Origin of the sequence: Streptomyces roseoviridis, from assembly GCF_039535235.1 — a bacterium.
GTDB classification, from domain to species: Bacteria; Actinomycetota; Actinomycetes; order Streptomycetales; family Streptomycetaceae; genus Streptomyces; species Streptomyces roseoviridis.
Genome location: NZ_BAAAWU010000001.1, coordinates 3,162,349 through 3,181,376 on the forward strand (window position 1 = coordinate 3,162,349; position 19,028 = coordinate 3,181,376).

Consider the following 19,028-nt stretch of genomic DNA (forward strand, 5'->3'; position numbering starts at 1 on the left):
GAAGAACGGGGCTTGGCCATCCACGTGAAGAGGTGGTAAGTGACGGGCAATTCGGGCGTTTCATTGAAAACACGTGATCAAGGGCCCATGGGGCCATGCCCGTTTTGCCCGTTACGGCGTCAATAAGGGCGCCAGGGAAGCGGATTCGAAGGTTCCGAACGTAACTGTGGCGCAACCCACGTTTCTTGAAGGGAACCGTGAAGCCCTGATAGCGGTTGTACTCATGTCCCAGACCGCTCACATACCCAGCCACCGGAAGCCCCGCCGCAGCGCCTCGAAGCTCGCGTTCCGGGCCGGAGTTGCCGGTGGCGTCTTCAGCACCATCGCGGTGGCCGGAGCCGCCGCCCCGGCGAACGCCGAGCCGGTGACCGAGACGACCCTCGAGATGCCCACCCTGGGCTCCCTCGACGCCGACCTCGCCAGCGCCGTCTCCGCCTCCGTCGAGGCGAGCCAGCAGGAGGCCCTGGACCAGAGCCTCGCGGCCCAGGAGAAGGCGGCCCTCGAGAAGGCCGCCAAGGACGCCAAGAAGGCCAAGGCCGAGGCCGACCGCAAGGCCGAGGCGGAGAAGGCCGAGAAGGCCCGCGCCGAGGCCCGCGAGCGCGCCTCCCGCACCTCGGAGCGCACCTCCCTCGCCGCCTCCTCCTACAGCGCCGGCGCCTCGGACAGCGGCTCCTCCAGCAGCTCCCGGGTCGCCACCGGCTCCGCCGCCGCCATCGTGGCCTTCGCCCGCGCCCAGGTCGGCGACGCCTACGTCTCCGGCGGCACCGGCCCCAACTCCTGGGACTGCTCCGGCCTCGTCCAGGCCGCCTACCGCGAGGCCGGCATCGACCTGCCCCGCGTCTCCAGCTCGCAGTCGAGCATGGGCACCTCCGTCTCCCTGAGCGACCTCCAGCCGGGCGACATCCTCTACTGGGGCAGCCGCAGCGGCTCGTACCACGTCGCCATCTACGTCGGCGGCGGCAATTACGTCGGCGCGCAGAACCCGTCGACCGGTGTCGTCGAGCGCTCCCTGGACTGGGACACGCCGTCGGGCGCCGTCCGGATCCTCTGATCCGTCCGCGAAACGAGCCGAAGGGCCGTCACTCCTCGGGGGAGCGACGGCCCTTCGCCATTGTCCGGAACCTTCCTACTTCGTGCGGAACGCCTCGATGATCCGGGCATAGCTGTCGCCGCCGTGCCCGGCCGCCACCGCCTCCCGCATCAGCTCCAGGTGCAGCCGCGGCAGCCGGTCGTCCACCCCCCGCGCCTCGCCGGCGTGCAGCAGGTGGCCGATCGCCGCGACCTGGACGTCGATCGTGGCGTCGTCCCCCGGGTACGCGCCCGCGTCGATCTGCCCCGCGTAGCCGGACATGAACCAGGCGACCGTCCGCAGCCAGCGCACGGCGACCTCGGTGAACTCCTTCGCCGGGACGCCGTCGGCACCGGTGAGCGCCGTGGCGTGCAGCCAGCCGCCGAACACCGACCACATCAGGCCGAGCAGCCCGGCGTCGTACAGCGAGGCGAGGCCCGCGTCCGTGCCGAGGTCGACCGGGTCGCCGAGGACGGCGAGGGTCTCGCGGTGCGCGGCCAGCAGCTCGGGCGAGCCCGCGTACAGGATCATGTTGGCGCTGTCGCCGATGCCGGGCGGCGTGGTCATGACGCCGCCGTCGAGGTATCCGATGCCGTGGGCCGCCGCCCAGGCGGCCTGCTCGCGGGCCTGCTCCGGCGAGCCCGAGGTGAGGTTCACCAGGACCCGGCCGCGCAGGGCGTCCGCGGCGGGGGCGAGGAGTTCCCGGACGGCCGCGTCGTCGAGGACGCAGACCACGACGAGCTCGCTCGCCGCGACCGCCTCGGCGACGCTCGCGGCGCTCCGGGCGCCCCGGGCGATCAGCGGCGCGGCCTTCTCGGGGGTGCGGTTGTGGACGGTGGTGGGGTGGCCCGCGGTGAGGAAGGCGTCGGCGAGGGCGCTGCCCATCCGGCCGAGCCCGATGACGGTGACGTGCTGCTTCGTGCTGTCGCTCATGCGCTCCACGCTCCCAGCGGCGAGCGGCCGCCGACAGCGGCGGAACCGCCCGCCTGCGCACGGTTCCTGCCATAGGCTCGCGGCATGAGCGCAGGAGTGGTGGCCGTCGCCCTCGTCCCCGGCGAGACACCCGGGATCTCCCCCTGGGACCTCTACGAACTGTCCGTCGCCACCATGGTCTTCGGCATCCCGCACACCGACCTGGCCGACCCCTGGTACGCGCTGCGCGTCGTCGCCGGCCCCGGCCCGCACAGCACCCACGGACTCGACGGGCTCGCCGACGCGGACACGGTCATCGTGCCGTCGGTGCCCGACGGCGTCGTCGAGGGCCGCGAGAGCCTGCCCGGCGACCTCGTCGAGGCACTGCGGGCGGCGGCCGCCGGCGGGGCGCGGATGGTGTCCATGTGCAGCGGGGCCTTCGCGCTCGCCGCCGCCGGCCTGCTCGACGGCCGCCGGGCCACCCTCCACCGGGAGTACGCGCCCGAACTCGCCGCCCGCCACCCCCGCGTCGACGTCGACGCCTCCGTCCTCTACACCGACGAGGACACCGTGCTCACCAGCGCGGGCGCCGCCGCCGGCCTGGACCTGTGCCTGCACCTCGTCCGCAAGGACCTCGGCGCCTTTGTCGCGGGCGCCCTCGCCCAGCGGCTGGTCGTCCCCGCCCCGCGGGAAGGCGACCGCCCCCAGTTCGTCGAGGCACCGCTGCCGCCGGGCGAGCCGGACCTGCTCGGCCCCGCCCTCCAGTGGGCCCTGGAGCACCTGCACGAGCCCCTGACCGTCGACGACCTGGCGCGGCGGGCCCGCATGAGCCCGCGCACCCTCCACCGCCGCGTCCGCGAGACCCACGGCACCACACCGCTTCAGTGGCTGCTGGGGCAGCGGGTGGCGCGGGCGCAGGCGCTCCTGGAGTCGACCGACCTGCCGGTGGAGCGGATCGGCGAGGCGAGCGGCCTGGGCACGGCGGCGAACCTGCGCCGCCACTTCACCCGCGCCCTGGGCCTCTCCCCGACCGCCTACCGGCGCTCGCTCACGCCTTCGGCGCCACCTTCGACAGACCGTTGATGATGCGGTCCATCGCGTCGCCGCCGGTCGGGTCGGTCAGGTTCGCCAGCATCTTCAGCGTGAACTTCATCAGCACCGGGTGGGTCAGACCGCGCTGCGTCGCGATCTTCATGACCTTCGGGTTGCCGATCAGCTTCACGAAGGCGCGGCCCAGCGTGTAGTAGCCGCCGTAGGTGTCCTTGAGGATCCGCGGGTAGTTGCGCAGCGCCAGCTCCCGCTGGGCGGGCGTGGAGCGGGCGTGGGCCTGCACGATGACGTCGGCGGCGATCTGGCCGGACTCCATCGCGTAGGCGATGCCCTCGCCGTTGAACGGATTGACCAGGCCGCCGGCGTCGCCCACCAGCAGCAGGCCCTTGGTGTAGTGCGGCTGGCGGTTGAAGGCCATCGGCAGGGCCGCGCCGCGGATGGGGGTCGTCATGTTCTCCGGGGTGAAGCCCCAGTCCTCCGGCATCGACGCGCACCACGCCTTCAGGACCTCGCGCCAGTCCAGCTCGCGGAAGGCGGAGGAGGAGTCGAGGATGCCGAGACCCACGTTGGAGGTGCCGTCGCCCATGCCGAAGATCCAGCCGTAGCCGGGCAGCAGACGGTCCTGCGGGCCGCGCCGGTCCCACAGCTCCAGCCAGGACTCCAGGTAGTCGTCCTCGTGGCGGGGCGTCGTGAAGTACGTCCGCACGGCGACGCCCATCGGCCGGTCCTCGCGCCGGTGCAGGCCCATCGCGAGGGACAGCCGGGTGGAGTTGCCGTCGGCAGCGACGACCAGCGGCGCGTGGAAGGTGACCTCGCGCTTCTCCTCACCGAGCTTGGCGTGGACGCCGGTGATCCGGCCGGTGCGGTCGTCGACGACCGGGGCGCCGACATTGCAGCGCTCGTACAGCCGCGCCCCGGCCTTCTGCGCCTGACGGGCCAGCATCTCGTCGAAGTCGTCCCGCTTGCGGACCAGTCCGTAGTCCGGGTACGAGGCGAGATCCGGCCAGTCGAGCTGGAGCCGCACCCCGCCGCCGATGATCCGCAGGCCCTTGTTGCGCAGCCAGCCGGCCTCCTCGGAGATGTCGATGCCCATGGCGACGAGCTGCTTGGTGGCGCGCGGGGTGAGCCCGTCGCCGCAGACCTTCTCGCGCGGGAACGCGGTCTTCTCCAGGAGCAGGACGTCGAGTCCCGCCTTGGCCAGGTAGTACGCGGTGGTCGAGCCGGCCGGGCCCGCCCCGACGACGATCACATCTGCGCTGTGCTCGGAGAGGGGCTGCTCGGTCACGGCGGTGTCTCCCGAAGACTAGGGCGGTAAGGGTGGTACGGACGTACCGGGGCAGTCTATGGGGGGCCGTGTCGGCCTGTCCGGAGGGCCACCCGTGGGTGAAGATCGCCGCATGACGATCATGCGAAGACGCGGCAGACCCCTCCCGCGGCCAGGCGTCCTCATCACGGCGGCCCTCGCCCTGTTCTGCTCGGCGTTCCTCGTGCTGCCCGCCGGCGCCGCCCCCGTCCCGTACGAGGACTGCCCGGCGAACACCCTGTGCCTGTACAGCGGCCCCGCCGGCACCGGCGAGCGGCGCGACTTCACCGACCGGCAGGGCGTGGAGGGTTACGACGCCGCCTGGGACGACCGGACCCTGTCCCTGAGGAACAACACGAAGCTGTGGGCGTGCGTCTACGTCGACGCCGGTTACGGCGGCCTGCTCCAGACCGTCTCCCCGGGCAACTCCGACGACTACGCCGGCGGCGACGCCCGCTGGGTGAACACCATCAGCTCCCACAAGCCGGTCCCCTCCCGGGCCCACTGCTTCACCGGCTACGAGCGCTGCCCCGACGACCGGGTGTGCACCTTCACCCAGGAGCGCGGCCGGGGCCCGATGACCGCGCACGTGCCCGCGACCGACCCGGTCACCGGGAACCTCGGCAACAGCTACGGCGCCACCGCCGCGCCCCGGTCGGTCTGGAACCGCACCGGCAGGCACGTCTGCTTCTACCCCGAGCCCGCCTTCACCGGCACGTGGACCGACGGCACCGGCAGGACGTACGGGGCGTACGTGGTCCTGCGCGGCGACAGCACGACCGTGCCGGCGCCGTTCGCCGGCAGCTTCCGCTCCCACGAACTCGTCGGCGGAACGGCGGAATGCCAGTGACCGCGAACCACCGCCGCGTGCTCGCGGCCCTCGCCGCCACCGTCGCCGCCCTGGGCCTGGCCGCCTCCGCCGGTGCCGCACCCGCCGCCGAGGAGCCGTCGAGCCCGCTGGCCGTCGGCTGGACGCGAGCGACGCCGGTCGTCCTCGCGCCCGGCGTCACCCACACCACCTGGACGGAGAAGACGCCCGACAACCGGCTGCGGGCCCGCGTCCTCCAGGTCGTCGAGATCGACCCCGGTGCCGGCGCCGCGACCCTGGAGGGCGCCATCGGCACGAGCGACGCCGCCGCCGAGACCGTCCTCGAACAGCTGGCCGCCGTGACGCCCGTCGCCGCCCGCCGGCCCCACGCCGGGGTCAACGGCGGCCTGTTCCAGCGCGAACCGCAGCCGTCCGGCGCCGACGGGAACACCGTGCACACCAGCGTCGCCGTCACCGACGGCGTCCTGCACGCCGCCAGTTGCTGGAACGGCGGACAGGGCAGCAGCGGGGCGGTGATCCAGTACGGCATCCCGTACGTCACCAAGCTCGCCACCGAGCTGAAGCTCACGGCCTCGCCCACCGCGAGCGTGCGCGTCGACGACGTCAACCGGACCCCCGGCCGCATCCCGCAGTGCGCGCGGGACGCCGAGGACACCCGAGTCAGCGACGCGCCCCGGGTCTACGCGGACCCCGACGAGATCGTGGTGTTCACCCCCGACTACGGCACGCCCACCCCCGCCCTCGCCGCGGGCCACGAGGTCGTCCTCGACGCGAAGGGCGTGGTCACCGCCGTCCACGAGAACCGGGGCGGCACCACCGTCCCCGCCGGCGGCCGGATCCTCCAGGGCATCGGCACCGGGGCCGCGTGGCTGCGCACCCACCTGCCGGTCGGCAGCAGGCCGGTCGTCGAGACGAGGCTCCACGACAGGACGCTGGGCCGGGAGATCCCGCTCGACGCGTCCGTCGACGTGGTCAGCTCCCCCCACCAGCTGCTGCGCGGCGGTGCGGTGCCGTCCTCCGACGACCTGCCCAACTCCTGCACCCGCTCCGGCGTGGAGCCCGGTCAGATCGACGGCCGGAGCACCATCTGCACCGACTCGCGCACCGCGCTCGGCGTCGACCTCCAGGGCCGTCCCCTGCTGATCACCCTCACCGGCCAGGACAACGAGGACGGCGACTACCTGCGCGCCTTCGCCGCGCTCCTGGACTCCGGGGAGCTCGGCCTGGTCGACGTGCTCAACCTCGACGGCGGCGGCTCGACCACGCTGGTGACGGGCACGAAGACCCGTACCCCGCCGACGGACACCGACGCGGCGACCGGCGCGAAGGTGCACCGGAAGGTGGCCGACGCCGTGTACACCGGCGTCGGCGGCTACGGCATGTACGCCAAGCCGTAGCCCGGGGCCCGCCGGGCCCTATTCGGCCTTGAACCCGCGGTGCAGCGCCACGATCCCGCCCGTGAGGTTCCGCCAGGCCACCTTCGACCAGCCGGCCTTCTGCAGCATCCCCGCGAGGGTCGGCTGGTCGGGCCAGGACTGGATGGACTCGGCGAGGTAGACGTACGCGTCGGGGTTGGAGGACACCGCCCGCGCGACCGGCGGCAGCGCCCGCATCAGGTACTCCTCGTACACCGTGCGGAACGGCGCCCACGTGGCGTGCGAGAACTCGCAGATGACGATCCGGCCGCCGGGCTTGGTCACCCGGTGCAGCTCGCGCAGCGCCCGGTCGGTGTCCTGGATGTTGCGCAGCCCGAAGGAGATGGTGACGGCGTCGAAGACGTCGTCCTTGAAGGGCAGGCTCATGCCGTCACCCGCGGTGAACGGCATCCACGGGTGCTTGTGCTTGCCGACCCTGAGCATGCCGAGGGAGAAGTCGCACGGCACGACATAGGCCCCGGCGCGGGCGAACGGCTGCGAGGAGGTCGCGGTGCCGGCGGCGAGGTCGAGGATCTTCTGCGCGGGTCGCGCGTCGACCGCCTTGGCGACCTCCTTGCGCCAGCGCCGGTCCTGACCGAGGGAGAGGACGTCGTTGGTGAGGTCGTAGTTCGCCGCCACGTCGTCGAACATGGAGGCGACTTCGTGCGGCTGCTTCTCCAGGGTGGCGCGGGTCACTGGCGTTCGCCTCACTCGTGTCGTACGTGTCGTGCTGCCGGATGGCGTTACGCCCGCATTGTCGCAGGGCCGCCGCGCCGCTCCCGTCAGCGGGCCCGGTACACCAGCCGGCCGCCGAGCACGGTGGCCACACAGGTCCCCGCACCCCGGCGTACCAGGGTCGCCGTGTCGGGGACGTCGAAGACCGCGAAGCGCGCCGGTGCGCCCACCGTCAGGCGCGGGAGCAGCACCAGCGGCACCGGCGACAGCGACGGCGGTCCGGGGAGGCCGTCGGGCCGCCGGCCGATCGCGAGGCCGGCGCGGCGCACCGCGTCCTGGGCGGCCCGGGAGCGGAGCTCGCCGGCGACGGCGACCGTCCCGTGGGCGAGGAGGCGCTGCACGCCGCGGCGGGCGCTGGCGCCGAGCCGGGCCGGGTCGGCTCGGAACAGGGCCCGGGCGCGCTCGCCCGTGACCGGCTCGGTGCCGTAGGCGTCGGCCTCGCGCGGGTCCGGGTGGTAGGTCTGCTCCAGCAGCTCGGGGCCGTACGGGTTGAGCAGTCCGGGCAGCAGGAGGCCGGGCCAGCGGCGCGCCCGGGCGCCCGGGTGGGCGGCCGCGAGCTCCTCGTACGGGCCGACGGCCGCGATCCGCGCGCCGTCGACGAGGACGGAGGTCTCCGGCGACGCGTCGGCGGCGTGCAGGGTCAGCAACGCGGCCTCAGTTCGCGTCCAGCAGCTTCAGCTCGGGGTGGGCGGTGCCGCCCTCGATCGCGATCGAGGAGATGTGCGAGGCGACGCGCTCGTCGACCGGGTCGTTCGCCGGGTCGTCGTGCACGACCAGGTGCTCGTACGTCGTGGAGCGCTGGGCCGGGACGCGGCCGGCCTTGCGGATCAGGTCGATGATCTCCAGCCGGTTCGAGCGGTGCTTGGCGCCCGCCGAGGAGACCACGTTCTCCTCCAGCATGATCGAGCCCAGGTCGTCCGCGCCGTAGTGCAGCGACAGCTGGCCGACCTCCTTGCCGGTGGTGAGCCAGGAGCCCTGGATGTGGGCCACGTTGTCGAGGAACAGCCGCGCGATGGCGATCATGCGCAGGTACTCGAAGAGGGTCGCCTGCGTGCGGCCCTTCAGGTGGTTGTTCTCCGGCTGGTACGTGTACGGGATGAAGGCCCGGAAGCCGCCGGTCCGGTCCTGCACGTCCCGGATCATCCGCAGGTGCTCGATGCGCTCGGCGTTGGTCTCGCCGGTGCCCATCAGCATCGTGGAAGTGGACTCCACGCCCAGCCGGTGGGCGATCTCCATGATCTCCAGCCAGCGCTCGCCGCTCTCCTTCAGCGGGGCGATGGCCTTGCGCGGCCGCGCCGGGAGCAGCTCGGCGCCGGCACCGGCGAAGGAGTCCAGACCGGCCTCGTGGATGCGGGTGATGGCCTCCTCGACGGAGACGCCGGAGATGCGGGCCATGTGCTCGACCTCGGACGCGCCGAGGGAGTGGATGACCAGCTGCGGGAATTCCTTCTTGATGGCGGCGAAGTGCTTCTCGTAGTACTCGACGCCGAAGTCGGGGTGGTGGCCGCCCTGGAACATGATCTGGGTGCCGCCGAGCTCCACGGTCTCCGCGCAGCGGCGCAGGATGTCGTCGAGGTCGCGGGTCCAGCCGTTCTTGGTGTCCTTCGGGGGCGCGTAGAAGGCGCAGAACTTGCACGCCGTCACACAGACGTTCGTGTAGTTGATGTTGCGCTCGATGATGTAGGTGGCGATGTGCTCGGTCCCCGCGTACCGGCGGCGGCGCACGGCGTCCGCGGCGGAGCCCAGGGCGTGCAGCGGCGCCCGGCGGTACAGGTCGAGCGCCTCCTCGGGAGTGATGCGGCCACCCGCGGCGGCGCGGTCGAGAACGGCTGCGACATCAGGAGACGTGAGTTCGGCCTTCTCGGTCACCGGGTGTGTCCCTTTCGGAGGGGTGTGTACGCGTTCCGGCGCGTACGGAGCGGACCGAGCCAGCCTACGCCAGGGCCCCCGCGCGGATTCGTCCCGGTCCCGAGCCAACCGATCGCGTGCGGGAACCCTCTCCTTCTCCGGAATCCGCCCTATCACCCGAATCGCACCGGCACCACACCGCACCGCCCGCATCTCACCAGCACCGCACCGCACCGGAGACCCTCCATGACACGTCGACGCCCGATCCGCGCCCTCGCGGCAGCCCTCGCCCTCGGCACCACGCTCGCCGTGGCGACCGGCTGCTCGGACGAGGGCGAGACGGTCTCCTTCGACACGCCGAGGAGCGACCGCCCCACGAACCAGCGGGCCGTCCAGCAGCACAAGGACACGAAGGCGAAGCCCGGCACCCCGGTGCCCGAGACGGTCCTGCCCACCGGCCCCAAGGCGGAGTTCACCACGGCCAACACCGTCGAGGACGGCACGAAGATCGGCGTCACCGAGCTCCGCGGCGAGAAGTCCGGGTTCACGGGCAAGGTGTGGGTGTGGGCCCCGAAACAGTATTTCGATCCGAAGTACGCCGACAGCGGCTTCCCCGTCCTCATCGCGCTGCCCGGAGGACTCGGCTATCCCACGAATTACTGGATGGGCACCGACCTGAAACTGCAGTCGAGCATCGCCCGGTGGTCCGAGGAGGGAAAGAGCCTTCCGTTCATCGTCGTGATGCCTGTTCTCAACCCGAACGACAAGGCGTACTACGACGGCAGTGATATCCCCGGGCAGCCGAGAATGGGCACCTGGCTGACCGAGGACGTGCCCGATTTCGTCCGGGCCAATTTCCGCACGTTCAGGTCCCGGGACGGCTGGGCCTTCATGGGCTCGTCGTCGGGCGGCTTCGTCGGCCTGAAGTCGGTGCTCCAGAAACCCGACAGGTTCAAGGCCGTCATCGCCTCCGGGCCGGACCTCGTGCCGGACTCGCCGCTGTGGAAGGGGCACGAGAAGGAGCGGCAGGCGAACAGCCCGGAGCGGCTCGCCAAGGCACTCGGTACGAAGCCGGACACCCGGGCGAACCAGGTCTACCTGGCGTTCCAGATGGGCACGAAGGAGACCTGGATGGCCCCGCGCCTGAACGCCTTCATCAGGACCTACACCAAGGGCCCGGTGAAGTCGCGGCTGCAGATCATCCCCAACGGGGGGCACAACGCCACCAGCTACGTACGGGGGATGGACATGGGCTCGATCGCCTGGATCAGCAAGCACCTCCAGGCGCCGATCCCCTCCTCCTGAGCCTCAGGTCCTCCCGGCTCAGGAGCGCCGGGCTTCGAGCAGCTCGACCCGTACGTCCGCGGGGAAACCGGTCGTCGGACCGGTCCTGCGGGCGAACTCGCGCACGCCGGCGAGCTGCTCGGGCCCGAAGCGGAAGTCGAGCGTACGGAAGTACCGCTCCAGCAGCTCCGCGTCGAAGGTCTCCCAGCGCGCCGCCTGCTCGGCGACCTTGGCGACCTCCTCCAGGGACAGGTCGCGCGAGGCCAGGAAGGCCCGGTGCACGTCGCGTACGGTCTCCGGCTCGCGGGCCAGGAAGTCCTTGCGGGCCGCCCACACGGCGAAGACGAACGGGAGCCCCGTCCACTCCTTCCACATCAGCCCCAGGTCGTGGACCCGCAGCCCCAGCCGGGGCGCGTCGTGCAGCGAGGCCCGCAGCGCCGCGTCCCCGATGAGCACGGCCGCCTCCGCCTCCTGCATCATCAGGCCGAGGTCGGGCGGACACGTGTAGTAGTCGGGCGTCACGCCGTACCGCTCGGCGAGCAGCAGCTGCGCCAGGCGCACGGAGGTGCGGGAGGTGGATCCGAGCGCCACCCGCGCGCCGTCCAGGTCCTCCAGCGGCAGCTGGGAGACGATCACGCACGACATGACCGGCCCGTCGCAGCCGACGGCGATGTCGGGCAGGGCGACCAGCTCGTCGGCGTGCCGGAGGTACTCGACGAGGGTGATGGGACCGATGTCGAGATCGCCCCGGACGAGCCGCTCGCTGAGCTTCTCCGGGGTGTCCTTCGTGAGCTCGAGATCGAGGAGCGTTCCGGTCCGGGCCAGGCCCCAGTAGAGGGGGAGGCAGTTCAGGAACTGGATGTGTCCGACCCGGGGCCGGCTGCGCTGGTGGTCATCGGATGCATTGTCCACATCGCGAGGCTAGTCCCGTCTCGAACGGTGGACATCGCCGGGGCGCGTGTCAGCGCGTTCGGGCGGATCAAACATCCGAGTGACGTGATCTTTACCTCTACCGCTTCGCGCACACTGCGTGCTACGCTCAACGCAAGTTGCAGTTTGGTTTCCCTTGCAGTACAGAGCCTGCGGAGCATGTGACCCGCAGGCTTTTGTAGTTTTCAGACTTGTTTGCAGGTTCTGGAGCAGGGCGACCCTTTGGCCCATAGGAGGGCTCATGGCTACCGGAACCGTGAAGTGGTTCAACGCTGAAAAGGGCTTCGGCTTCATTGCCCAGGAAGGCGGCGGCCCGGATGTCTTCGTCCACTACTCCGCGATCAACGCGTCTGGTTTCCGCTCCCTCGAGGAGAACCAGCAGGTGACCTTCGACGTCACCCAGGGCCCGAAGGGTCCGCAGGCGGAGAACGTCACCCCGGCCTAAGGCCACCGGGTCGACTTATCGCGATCTTCGAGAGCAGTACCCAAGGAGCCCCGCTCCGTGCACGTCAGCGCACGAGCGGGGCTCCTGCCGTTCCTGCGGGTTCCTGCCGTTCCTGCCGCCGGATTCGTAGTCTGGGCGTATGACCGAACGGAAACCGCCCGGAGTCAGTTTCGAGTCGTTCGTCGACAAGCAGATCCGCGAGGCGGCCGAGCGCGGTGATTTCGCCGCTCTGTCCGGCTTCGGCAAGCCGCTCCCGGACGAGGCCGCGCCCTACGACGAGCTGTGGTGGGTCAAGCAGAAGCTGCACCGCGAGGGCGCCTCGGTGCTGCCGCCGTCCCTGGCCCTGCGCAAGGCCGCCGAGGACGCGGCGGAGGCGGCCCGCACGGCCGTCTCCGAGTCCCAGGTCCGCCGGATCCTCGGCGAGATCAACACCCGCATCGCCGAGGCCCTGGCCCGCCCGCCGGCCGGCCCGCCGCTGAACCTGACACTCTTCGACGTCGAGGCGGCGGTGGCGGAGTGGCGCGAGACGAGAGACCGCGCCGGCTCTTGAACGCGTTCGGCCAGGATCCCGCGCATCCAGGGGGGTGATCGGGGGGCTCGGGACGCGGGGGCGCCCCCGGGCGGGATCTCCTCCCGCGCTCAGGAGGGGATTCCCCGTGCTTCGCACGGCTCGCCGCCGCGCCGTCCCGCGCCCCGCGCTTCCGCGCACCGCGCTCGCCACCGCCGTCGTCCTGGCCGCCACCAGCGGTCTGACCGGCACCCCGACCCTTCCCGCCGCCGCCGAGGACCCGGCGCCCGCGCCCGCGCCGGCGGCGGACGAGGTCGTGATCCACTCCGGGAACGTGCACCTGATCGCCGACGTGGAGGGCTGGTTCCTGTAAGGCGGCGGCGCGGAGGAGTACGTGCAGGGGGAACCCAAATCCCGGCGCGGGGCGTCCACTTGACGCGTACTCATCTACGCTGTGCGCGTTCGACCGACCACGGACCAGGGACGACCAGGGGGAACCACCGGCATGAGCGGCGGGGACGGCAAAGGGAAGAAGAGGGACGGCGGGGGCAGCGGGATGGAACCGCTCAAGCCCGGCGACCCGCGCTCGATCGGCCCGTACCGGCTGCTCGGGCGGCTCGGGTCCGGCGGGATGGGGCGGGTGTTCCTGGCCCGCTCCGAGGGCGGGCGCACGGTGGCCGTGAAGGTCGTGCACGAGGAGCACGCGCAGGACCCGCAGTTCCGGGCCCGGTTCCGCCGGGAGGTCGACTCCGTGCGGAAGGTCGGCGAGCACTACACCGCCCCCGTCCTGGACGCCGACCCCGAGGCGGACCGGCCCTGGGTCGCCACCGGTTTCGTGCCCGGGCCGTCCCTCGAGCAGGTCGTACGGGAACGGGGCCCGCTGCCCGCCGACTCCATCCTCGCCCTCGCCCTCGGCCTGCTGCGCGCCCTCCAGGGCATCCACGGCGCCGGGATCCTGCACCGGGACCTCAAGCCGTCCAACGTGATGCTCACCGTCGAGGGCCCCCGGGTGATCGACTTCGGCATCGCGCGGGCCCTGGAGCCCTCGGTCGAATCCCTGCTCACCAGCACCGGCATGGTCGTCGGCTCGCCCGGCTTCATGGCCCCCGAGCAGGTCCGCGGCGACACCCTTGGACCGGCCGCCGACGTCTTCGCGCTCGGCTGTGTCCTGATGTACGCGGCGACCGGCCGGCTGCCCTTCGGCCACGGCGCCAGCAACCAGCACGCGATCATGTTCCAGATCGTCGAGGCCGAGCCCGACCTCGACCGGATCGAGTCCGAGGAGCTGCGCGGATTCGTCGCCCGCTGCCTCGTCAAGGACCCCGAGCAGCGGCCCCCCATCGCGGCCCTGCTCGCCGATCCCGCCCTGCCCGGCGAGGAGACCGGCCGCGCCGCGGCCGCCGGGGCCTGGCTGCCGCCCGACCTGGTGGCCCGGCTCGCCCGGCAGGCGGCCCGGCTGCTCGACGTGGAAGCGCTGTCCGAGGAGCTGGAGCGGGGCGCCGCCGAGAAGGTGACGGAGCGGACCGACCAGGACGAACGCTCCGACGGGGCCGCCCGGGCCGGCAAGGGGGCCAAGGCGGCTCCCGGGGCCGTTGCCGGAGCCGGTTCCGGGGCCGGCGACCCGTCCGGAGCCGCTTCCGGTGCCGCCGACCCGTCCGGCACCGGTGACGGCACCGGTGACGGCACCGGAACCGTCGGGCCGCTGTCCAAGGGCCCCGAAGAGGGCGGGCCCGCGGGCCGGGCCCCGCGCGCCACACCCGTCACGGCCGGCGCCCGGCGTGAGCCGCGCCGCGCCTCCCGCGTCTGGGCGGTCGTGGCCGCCGTCTTCGTCGTCCTCGGCGTCAGCGGCACCGTCGTCAAGCTCATCGACGACGGCGCCCACGAGCGCGGCGTCCAGGGCTCCCCCGGCGCCTCCGGGACCGCCGCGCCGCCCACCACCGGCACCGGCCCCTCGTCCGCTCCCCCGCCCGGCACGCCCACCACGGCCCCCGGCCAGACCCCGACGACGGCCGCGCCGCCGCCCGGCAGCCCGGGCGGCGCCGTCGGCGGCGCCTCGGGCGGCTCCGGGGGCGGCCTGCCCGCCAGCGGCGGCGGTACGGCCTCGGGCGGGGGCTCCGCGTCCGGCGGGTCGGTGTCGGGCGGCTCCCCGGGCGGGTCGGTGTCCGGCGGGTCGGTGTCCGGCTCCTCGTCCGGCGGCTCCTCGTCCGGCGGCACCGCCGCCCGGCCGCCCGCCACCACGGCCCCGAAACCGCCCGCGACCAGCGACAACCGGGTCCCGTCGGCCTTCGTCGGCACCTGGAAGTACACCGCCGACTACAACATCAGCCAGCCCGAGACGGTCTACATCTACCGGGTGGCCCCCGGCCAGATCGCCACCCGCATGATCACCAACATCAACGGGGCGCACTGCGAGTACGTGGCCAAGCTGGTCTCGATCACCGACGGCGGCAAGCGCATCAACCTGGGCACCACCACCGTCGACCAGGCCAAGTCCGGCGGGTACCCCTACTGCACCAACGGCGACACGTCCGCCTTCAAGCTCGCCGTGCCGAGCGGCATCCTCCGCGATGTGGGCCCCTCCCACGGCGAGGGCTACCACTACCACCGGGCCTGATGGAGGCAGGGAACGGGCGGGCCGCCCGCGCGCGTCGTACGGTGGGCCCCATGAAGAGCGCCGAGCTTCTCCTTGACGCCTTCGGCCGGGTCCAGGAGGCCGTGCACGAGGCCGTCGAGGGCCTGACGGAGGACGACCTGGCCGTACGGATCGACCCCGAGGCCAACTCGATCGCGTGGCTCGTCTGGCACCTCACCCGGATCCAGGACGACCACGTCGCCGACGCGTTCGGTACCGAACAGGTGTGGACGGCCGACGGCTGGTCCGGCCGTTTCGGCCTGCCCTTCCCCGACGACGCCACCGGCTTCGGCCACGGCAGCGAGGAGGTCGGCGCCGTCCGCGCACCCGCCGACCTGCTCCTCGGCTACTACGACGCCGTCCACGCCCGCACCCTCGACCACGTCGGCTCCCTCGGCGACGACGACCTGGACCGGGTCGTCGACACCCGCTGGACCCCGCACGTCACCCTGGGCGTCCGGCTGATCAGCGTGATCGCCGAGGACAACCAGCACGCGGGGCAGGCGGCGTACGTACGCGGGGTCGTGGAGCGCCGCTGAGGGGTGCGCCCTGTCCGGGGGGGCCTCCGGACAGGGCGGCCCACGCCTCCGGACGGCGCTGTTGGGGTCCGCGCGGGGGGCGGTTCCCGCCTGGGAGCAGGACGGTTCACGTCTCCGCGCGGGACGGCCCACGCCTGCGGACGGGACTGGTGGGCCCCCGCGGCGGGTCGCCTCGCGTCTTGGGCGGCCTTTGGGCGGTCTCGTTCACGCCTCCGCGTGCTCCGGTGCCGTGCGCTGCCGGGCGAGGTTCCGCTCCAGGAGCCGGGTCGAGGCCGCGACGCCGACCCCGCTCCCGGGATCGACGGCCGGCAGCCGGCCGTCCGTCCGCCGCAGCTCGGCCAGCGCCGCGTCCATCGCCTCGTGCGCGGCGAAGAGGCACGGCGTGCTGTAGATCGCCACGTCGACACCCAGGTCCGTCAGCTCGGACAAGGACAGGCGGGGCGACTTGCCGCCCGCGATCTGGTTGAAGAGCAGCGGCTTGCCGCCCACGACCTTCCGGATCCGCCGGATCCACTCCACGCTCCGCACGCCGTCCACGAGCACGGCGTCGGCGTCGGTGGCCGCCAGGCACTCCGCCCGCCGCAGGATCTCGTCCTCCTCGGTCGCGTCCGTACGGGCCACCACCACCAGGTCCCGCCGCGTCCGCAGCACCGTCTCCAGCTTGGCCAGGTACTCGTCCAGCGGCAGCACCTGCTTCCCGTCCGCGTGTCCACACCGCCGGGGCCGCCTCTGGTCCTCCAGGATCACCCCGGAGGCACCGGCGCGCTCAAGGCTGTCCACGACGTGGCAGGCCACCTCGGTGTCGACGTACCCGTCGTCGATGTCGACGAGCAGATCGTGCCGGGGGAACGCCCCGCGCAGCCGCTGCACGAACGCCAGCATGTCCGGCCACGCGATGAAGCCGATGTCCGGCAGCCCGTAGTACGAGGCCGCGAAACCGAACCCGGACACGAACATCCCGTCGTAGTGACCGGCGGCGACCGACGCCGAGTACATGTCGTACACCCCGACGAGGGGCGTCGTGCCGGGTGCGGCGATCCGGGCGCGCAGGGCGGTGCCGTAGGGGGTGGGGGTGGTGCTCACTGCCTGACTCCTCATCATTCCGCAGCGCACGACGCGCTGCCGAGGACGATGGTTGGGGGCGGACAGCGACGACGGCCGCGTTACGGGCCCGCCCTCACCCGCCAGGCGGACCGCTTTCACCTGCAGAAACGTCACGGGACATCGCGTCGCATCCGGCGAGCCGGTGCGCGCACCGCTTCGGGTCCGCCGGACCACCGCTCACGCGGCCCCTCCCCGCCCTCTTCCGGCACCCGCCGCGTGCCAGGACGGCCGCCTTCTCGGCCACGGCTACAGGGTCGGCGGGGCCGTGGACCTCCTCGAACGACCCGATCGGCTCCGCCGGATCGTCCCGTTCGCCGGCCGTACCCCTCGGGTCACGAAGCCGCCACCGCCGCCCAGACCGTCTTGCCCACGGACCGGCCCTTCACGCCCCAGGCAGTGGCGAGCGCGGCGACGAGCAGGAGGCCGTAGCCGTGCTCGTCCGGATACGGGTTCGGCTCCGGCTCGCGCTCGGCGCGGGTGTCGGAGACCTCGACCCGGACGTGGTCCTCGGCGAGCAGCAGCCGCACCTCGAAGTCCCGGCCGGGCACGCGACCGTGCGTGACGGCGTTGCCGGCCAGCTCCGCCACCACCAGCTCGGCGGCGTCCGTGTCCGTCAGCCCCCAGTCCCTCATCTGCTGCACGGCGAGCAGGCGCGCGAGCCGAGCGCCCCGGCGCGTGGAAGAGAGCCGTTGCGCGAACACGCCCTTGAACTGGTCGCCGGACTCACTGGTTGGGGTGGTCATTTCCGTCTTCATGCCCCCGAGACTGGAGCGCCGCCCGTACTCTGACCAGGGGCGACACCACGACGCTGAGTAGCGGTACGAGCACGCCAAGAGGGCGGTACGGATGTCGGGAAACGAGGAGGAGCGGCCGGAACGGCCGTCCGAAGTCGACGGTACGGCGCACCTGTTCAGGGCGCTCGGGAAGATCATCAAGGTCCTGCGCAAGAACGCGGGCCTGAGCCAGGCGGAACTGGCGGACGCCACGCACTGTAGCGAGGACCTGGTCTCCTCGGTAGAGCGCGGCGTCCGCACCCCGCAGCCGGACTTCCTGATCCGGGCGGACCCGGTGCTGGGCGCCGGCGGGGTGCTGACCGCGTCGGTGGACGACGTGCGGGAGGCACTGGCGCGGGCGAGGGTGCGGCATCCGGATTGGTTCCGGAGCTTCGCGAAGGAGGAAGCGGAGGCGGTCGCGCTGCACTACTACGCGGTGCAGGCCGTGCCGGGCATTCTGCAGACCCGGACCTACGCGGAGGCGGTCTTCCGGCACCGCCGTCCGCTGTACGACGAGGAGACGCTCGAGAAGCGGATCTCGGATCGCATTTCACGGCAGGTGATCTTGGACAAGTGGCCTGCGCCGACGCTTAGCTTCGTCATCGAGGAGGCCGTGCTACGCCGACCGTTGTGCGGTGTTGAAGCCTTCCGCGAGCAGATGCGACGCCTCATCGAGGTCGCCCAACGGCGGACCGTGCACCTCCAGGTCTTGCCCTTCGACTGCACAGAACACCCCGGCTTGGAAGGGGCATTCACGCTTCTCACGCCTAAGGGACGCCGAGAGGTCGCGTACATCGAGAGCTACAGTCACGCCCGGCTGATCACCGACCCAGAAGAGGTGCGCACCTACACCGAGCGCTATGGGATTATCCGCGCACAGGCACTCACGTCCCACGAGTCCCTGGACTTGATCGAGAAGATGCTGGGAGAGCTATGAGCACCGCGGATCTGGCCTGGTTCAAGAGCACCTACAGCGGCGGCGAGGGCGGCGAGTGCATCGAAGTCGCCTACGAGTGGCGCAAGTCGAGCTACAGCGATGGTGAAGGCGGCAACTGCGTCGAGGTCGCCGCGCACCCCACCACCGTCCACGTGCGCGACTCCAAGAACCCCGACGGGCCCCAGCTCGCCGTGGCGCCCGCCGTGTGGTCGTCGTTCGTGTCGTACGCGCGCGTCTGACCGCCGGAAGGAACGGTCAGAACACGAAAACGGGGGCCGTCGCCGCTTCCATCTCGCACGCGTTGCCGAAGGTCTTCGTCCAGGAGACGGGGGTGTCGTTGAACGTGCCCTCGGCCTTCGCCGTGACCGGGTCGTACTGCTGGGTGCAGGACCTCAGCTCGCCCTTCAGCTTGTCGAAGTCGCCGGCGGAGTCGTGGAGGGCGTCACAGGCCAGGTCCGCCTTCGGGTGGTTGCCACCGTTCGGGCGACAGCCGAGGAAGACGTCCTTCTCGACACCGGCCGAGTCGGTGACCGTCAGGTGCAGGCGGGTGGGGGGCTTCGGAGCCCACTCGGCGGCGGGGGCTTCCGGTCCGGTGACGGGGACGGGTACGGGGCCGGCGGTGGCCGTGCCGGAGAGGCCGAGGCCCAGGGCGGCGGCGCAGGTGGCGGCGGCAAAGGCGTGGGCAAGCGTTCGCTTCATGCCTAGGATCTCCCCC

21 protein-coding genes are annotated in these 19,028 nt (G+C 72.3%); 12 read left to right on the top strand and 9 right to left on the bottom strand.

Annotated features, from left to right (window positions below; all coding sequences use genetic code 11):
• Positions 1 to 223: 223 nt before the first annotated feature.
• Positions 224 to 1,051: a C40 family peptidase gene (locus ABD954_RS14220; protein WP_345486388.1), complete on the top strand. Its 828-nt coding sequence runs from the start codon at positions 224 to 226 to the stop codon at positions 1,049 to 1,051.
• A gap of 75 nt (positions 1,052 to 1,126) precedes the next feature.
• Here the strand turns inward: ABD954_RS14220 and ABD954_RS14225 are convergent, their stop codons facing one another.
• On the bottom strand, positions 1,127 to 2,002 hold the full coding sequence (locus tag ABD954_RS14225) for an NAD(P)-dependent oxidoreductase (protein WP_345486389.1): 876 nt from the start codon (positions 2,000 to 2,002) through the stop codon (positions 1,127 to 1,129).
• Positions 2,003 to 2,086: 84 nt separating this feature from the next.
• Between ABD954_RS14225 and ABD954_RS14230 the strand changes: the two genes are divergently transcribed.
• Positions 2,087 to 3,064, top strand: a complete 978-nt coding sequence (locus ABD954_RS14230; protein ID WP_345486390.1) for a helix-turn-helix domain-containing protein — start codon at positions 2,087 to 2,089, stop codon at positions 3,062 to 3,064.
• On the opposite strand, the gene ABD954_RS14235 is transcribed toward ABD954_RS14230, so the two are convergent.
• On the bottom strand, positions 3,030 to 4,316 hold the full coding sequence (locus ABD954_RS14235; protein ID WP_345486391.1) for a geranylgeranyl reductase family protein: 1,287 nt from the start codon (positions 4,314 to 4,316) through the stop codon (positions 3,030 to 3,032). The genes ABD954_RS14230 and ABD954_RS14235 overlap by 35 nt on opposite strands.
• Before the next feature lie 112 nt (positions 4,317 to 4,428).
• On the opposite strand from ABD954_RS14235, the gene ABD954_RS14240 reads away from it, so the two are divergent.
• Positions 4,429 to 5,184, top strand: a complete 756-nt coding sequence (locus ABD954_RS14240; RefSeq protein WP_345486392.1) for a peptidase inhibitor family I36 protein — start codon at positions 4,429 to 4,431, stop codon at positions 5,182 to 5,184.
• A complete protein-coding gene (locus ABD954_RS14245; RefSeq protein ID WP_345486393.1) occupies positions 5,181 to 6,560 on the top strand; it encodes a phosphodiester glycosidase family protein in 1,380 nt (459 codons plus the stop codon). The genes ABD954_RS14240 and ABD954_RS14245 overlap by 4 nt, the downstream gene beginning before the upstream one ends.
• An 18-nt stretch (positions 6,561 to 6,578) precedes the next feature.
• Here ABD954_RS14245 and ABD954_RS14250 read toward each other — a convergent pair whose 3' ends face one another.
• From ABD954_RS14250 to mqnC, 3 genes are all read right to left on the bottom strand, one after another.
• Positions 6,579 to 7,274 carry a demethylmenaquinone methyltransferase gene (locus tag ABD954_RS14250; protein ID WP_345486394.1) on the bottom strand — a complete coding sequence of 232 codons (696 nt, stop codon included), beginning with the start codon at positions 7,272 to 7,274 and terminating at the stop codon, positions 6,579 to 6,581.
• An 86-nt stretch (positions 7,275 to 7,360) separates the two neighbouring features.
• Positions 7,361 to 7,960: an imidazolonepropionase-like domain-containing protein gene (locus ABD954_RS14255; protein ID WP_345486395.1), complete on the bottom strand. Its 600-nt coding sequence runs from the start codon at positions 7,958 to 7,960 to the stop codon at positions 7,361 to 7,363.
• Between the two features lie 7 nt (positions 7,961 to 7,967).
• On the bottom strand, positions 7,968 to 9,182 hold the full coding sequence (mqnC, locus tag ABD954_RS14260) for a cyclic dehypoxanthinyl futalosine synthase (RefSeq protein WP_345486396.1): 1,215 nt from the start codon (positions 9,180 to 9,182) through the stop codon (positions 7,968 to 7,970).
• Between the two features lie 225 nt (positions 9,183 to 9,407).
• On the opposite strand from mqnC, the gene ABD954_RS14265 reads away from it, so the two are divergent.
• The gene (locus ABD954_RS14265) at positions 9,408 to 10,466 is read left to right on the top strand and encodes an alpha/beta hydrolase (protein ID WP_345486397.1); all 1,059 of its coding nucleotides are present in this window, start codon (positions 9,408 to 9,410) and stop codon (positions 10,464 to 10,466) included.
• Positions 10,467 to 10,484: 18 nt separating this feature from the next.
• On the opposite strand, the gene ABD954_RS14270 is transcribed toward ABD954_RS14265, so the two are convergent.
• Positions 10,485 to 11,357 carry a menaquinone biosynthetic enzyme MqnA/MqnD family protein gene (locus ABD954_RS14270; RefSeq protein WP_345486398.1) on the bottom strand — a complete coding sequence of 291 codons (873 nt, stop codon included), beginning with the start codon at positions 11,355 to 11,357 and terminating at the stop codon, positions 10,485 to 10,487.
• Between the two features lie 259 nt (positions 11,358 to 11,616).
• Between ABD954_RS14270 and ABD954_RS14275 the strand changes: the two genes are divergently transcribed.
• The 5 genes from ABD954_RS14275 (at position 11,617) to ABD954_RS14295 (ending at position 15,499) form a co-directional block, all read left to right on the top strand.
• A complete protein-coding gene (locus ABD954_RS14275) occupies positions 11,617 to 11,820 on the top strand; it encodes a cold-shock protein (RefSeq protein WP_345486399.1) in 204 nt (67 codons plus the stop codon).
• Between the two features lie 139 nt (positions 11,821 to 11,959).
• The gene (locus tag ABD954_RS14280; RefSeq protein ID WP_345486400.1) at positions 11,960 to 12,370 is read left to right on the top strand and encodes a DnaJ family domain-containing protein; all 411 of its coding nucleotides are present in this window, start codon (positions 11,960 to 11,962) and stop codon (positions 12,368 to 12,370) included.
• 106 nt (positions 12,371 to 12,476) lie between these two features.
• On the top strand, positions 12,477 to 12,701 hold the full coding sequence (locus tag ABD954_RS14285) for a hypothetical protein (RefSeq protein WP_345486401.1): 225 nt from the start codon (positions 12,477 to 12,479) through the stop codon (positions 12,699 to 12,701).
• Between the two features lie 132 nt (positions 12,702 to 12,833).
• Positions 12,834 to 14,942, top strand: coding sequence for a serine/threonine-protein kinase (locus ABD954_RS14290; RefSeq protein WP_345486402.1), 2,109 nt, complete (start codon positions 12,834 to 12,836; stop codon positions 14,940 to 14,942).
• A 50-nt stretch (positions 14,943 to 14,992) separates the two neighbouring features.
• Entirely contained in the window at positions 14,993 to 15,499 is a 507-nt protein-coding gene (locus tag ABD954_RS14295; protein ID WP_345486403.1) for a mycothiol transferase, read from the top strand.
• 204 nt (positions 15,500 to 15,703) lie between these two features.
• Here the strand turns inward: ABD954_RS14295 and ABD954_RS14300 are convergent, their stop codons facing one another.
• Together ABD954_RS14300 and ABD954_RS14305 are read right to left on the bottom strand one after the other, a co-directional pair.
• Positions 15,704 to 16,582, bottom strand: coding sequence for an isocitrate lyase/PEP mutase family protein (locus tag ABD954_RS14300; protein ID WP_345486404.1), 879 nt, complete (start codon positions 16,580 to 16,582; stop codon positions 15,704 to 15,706).
• Between the two features lie 353 nt (positions 16,583 to 16,935).
• Positions 16,936 to 17,358, bottom strand: coding sequence for an ATP-binding protein (locus tag ABD954_RS14305; protein ID WP_345486405.1), 423 nt, complete (start codon positions 17,356 to 17,358; stop codon positions 16,936 to 16,938).
• A 91-nt stretch (positions 17,359 to 17,449) separates the two neighbouring features.
• On the opposite strand from ABD954_RS14305, the gene ABD954_RS14310 reads away from it, so the two are divergent.
• Both ABD954_RS14310 and ABD954_RS14315 read left to right on the top strand, forming a co-directional pair.
• Positions 17,450 to 18,313, top strand: a complete 864-nt coding sequence (locus ABD954_RS14310) for a helix-turn-helix domain-containing protein (RefSeq protein ID WP_345486407.1) — start codon at positions 17,450 to 17,452, stop codon at positions 18,311 to 18,313.
• Positions 18,310 to 18,552, top strand: a complete 243-nt coding sequence (locus tag ABD954_RS14315) for a DUF397 domain-containing protein (RefSeq protein WP_345486408.1) — start codon at positions 18,310 to 18,312, stop codon at positions 18,550 to 18,552. The genes ABD954_RS14310 and ABD954_RS14315 overlap by 4 nt, the downstream gene beginning before the upstream one ends.
• A 16-nt stretch (positions 18,553 to 18,568) precedes the next feature.
• On the opposite strand, the gene ABD954_RS14320 is transcribed toward ABD954_RS14315, so the two are convergent.
• Complete coding sequence (locus tag ABD954_RS14320) at positions 18,569 to 19,012, bottom strand: SSI family serine proteinase inhibitor (RefSeq protein WP_345486409.1); 444 nt, start codon at positions 19,010 to 19,012, stop codon at positions 18,569 to 18,571.
• Positions 19,013 to 19,028 lie beyond the last annotated feature (16 nt).

What these genes read in the sequence shown, in the direction of transcription:
- ABD954_RS14220 (WP_345486388.1), top strand. Translation starts at nt 224, where the DNA reads ATGTCCCAGACCGCTCACATACCCAGCCACCGGAAGCCCCGCCGCAGC.
- ABD954_RS14225 (WP_345486389.1), bottom strand. Translation starts at nt 2,002, where the DNA reads ATGAGCGACAGCACGAAGCAGCACGTCACCGTCATCGGGCTCGGCCGG.
- ABD954_RS14230 (WP_345486390.1), top strand. Translation starts at nt 2,087, where the DNA reads ATGAGCGCAGGAGTGGTGGCCGTCGCCCTCGTCCCCGGCGAGACACCC.
- ABD954_RS14240 (WP_345486392.1), top strand. Translation starts at nt 4,429, where the DNA reads ATGACGATCATGCGAAGACGCGGCAGACCCCTCCCGCGGCCAGGCGTC.
- ABD954_RS14265 (WP_345486397.1), top strand. Translation starts at nt 9,408, where the DNA reads ATGACACGTCGACGCCCGATCCGCGCCCTCGCGGCAGCCCTCGCCCTC.
- ABD954_RS14275 (WP_345486399.1), top strand. Translation starts at nt 11,617, where the DNA reads ATGGCTACCGGAACCGTGAAGTGGTTCAACGCTGAAAAGGGCTTCGGC.
- ABD954_RS14280 (WP_345486400.1), top strand. Translation starts at nt 11,960, where the DNA reads ATGACCGAACGGAAACCGCCCGGAGTCAGTTTCGAGTCGTTCGTCGAC.
- ABD954_RS14290 (WP_345486402.1), top strand. Translation starts at nt 12,834, where the DNA reads ATGAGCGGCGGGGACGGCAAAGGGAAGAAGAGGGACGGCGGGGGCAGC.
- ABD954_RS14295 (WP_345486403.1), top strand. Translation starts at nt 14,993, where the DNA reads ATGAAGAGCGCCGAGCTTCTCCTTGACGCCTTCGGCCGGGTCCAGGAG.
- ABD954_RS14305 (WP_345486405.1), bottom strand. Translation starts at nt 17,358, where the DNA reads ATGAAGACGGAAATGACCACCCCAACCAGTGAGTCCGGCGACCAGTTC.
- ABD954_RS14310 (WP_345486407.1), top strand. Translation starts at nt 17,450, where the DNA reads ATGTCGGGAAACGAGGAGGAGCGGCCGGAACGGCCGTCCGAAGTCGAC.
- ABD954_RS14315 (WP_345486408.1), top strand. Translation starts at nt 18,310, where the DNA reads ATGAGCACCGCGGATCTGGCCTGGTTCAAGAGCACCTACAGCGGCGGC.
- ABD954_RS14320 (WP_345486409.1), bottom strand. Translation starts at nt 19,012, where the DNA reads ATGAAGCGAACGCTTGCCCACGCCTTTGCCGCCGCCACCTGCGCCGCC.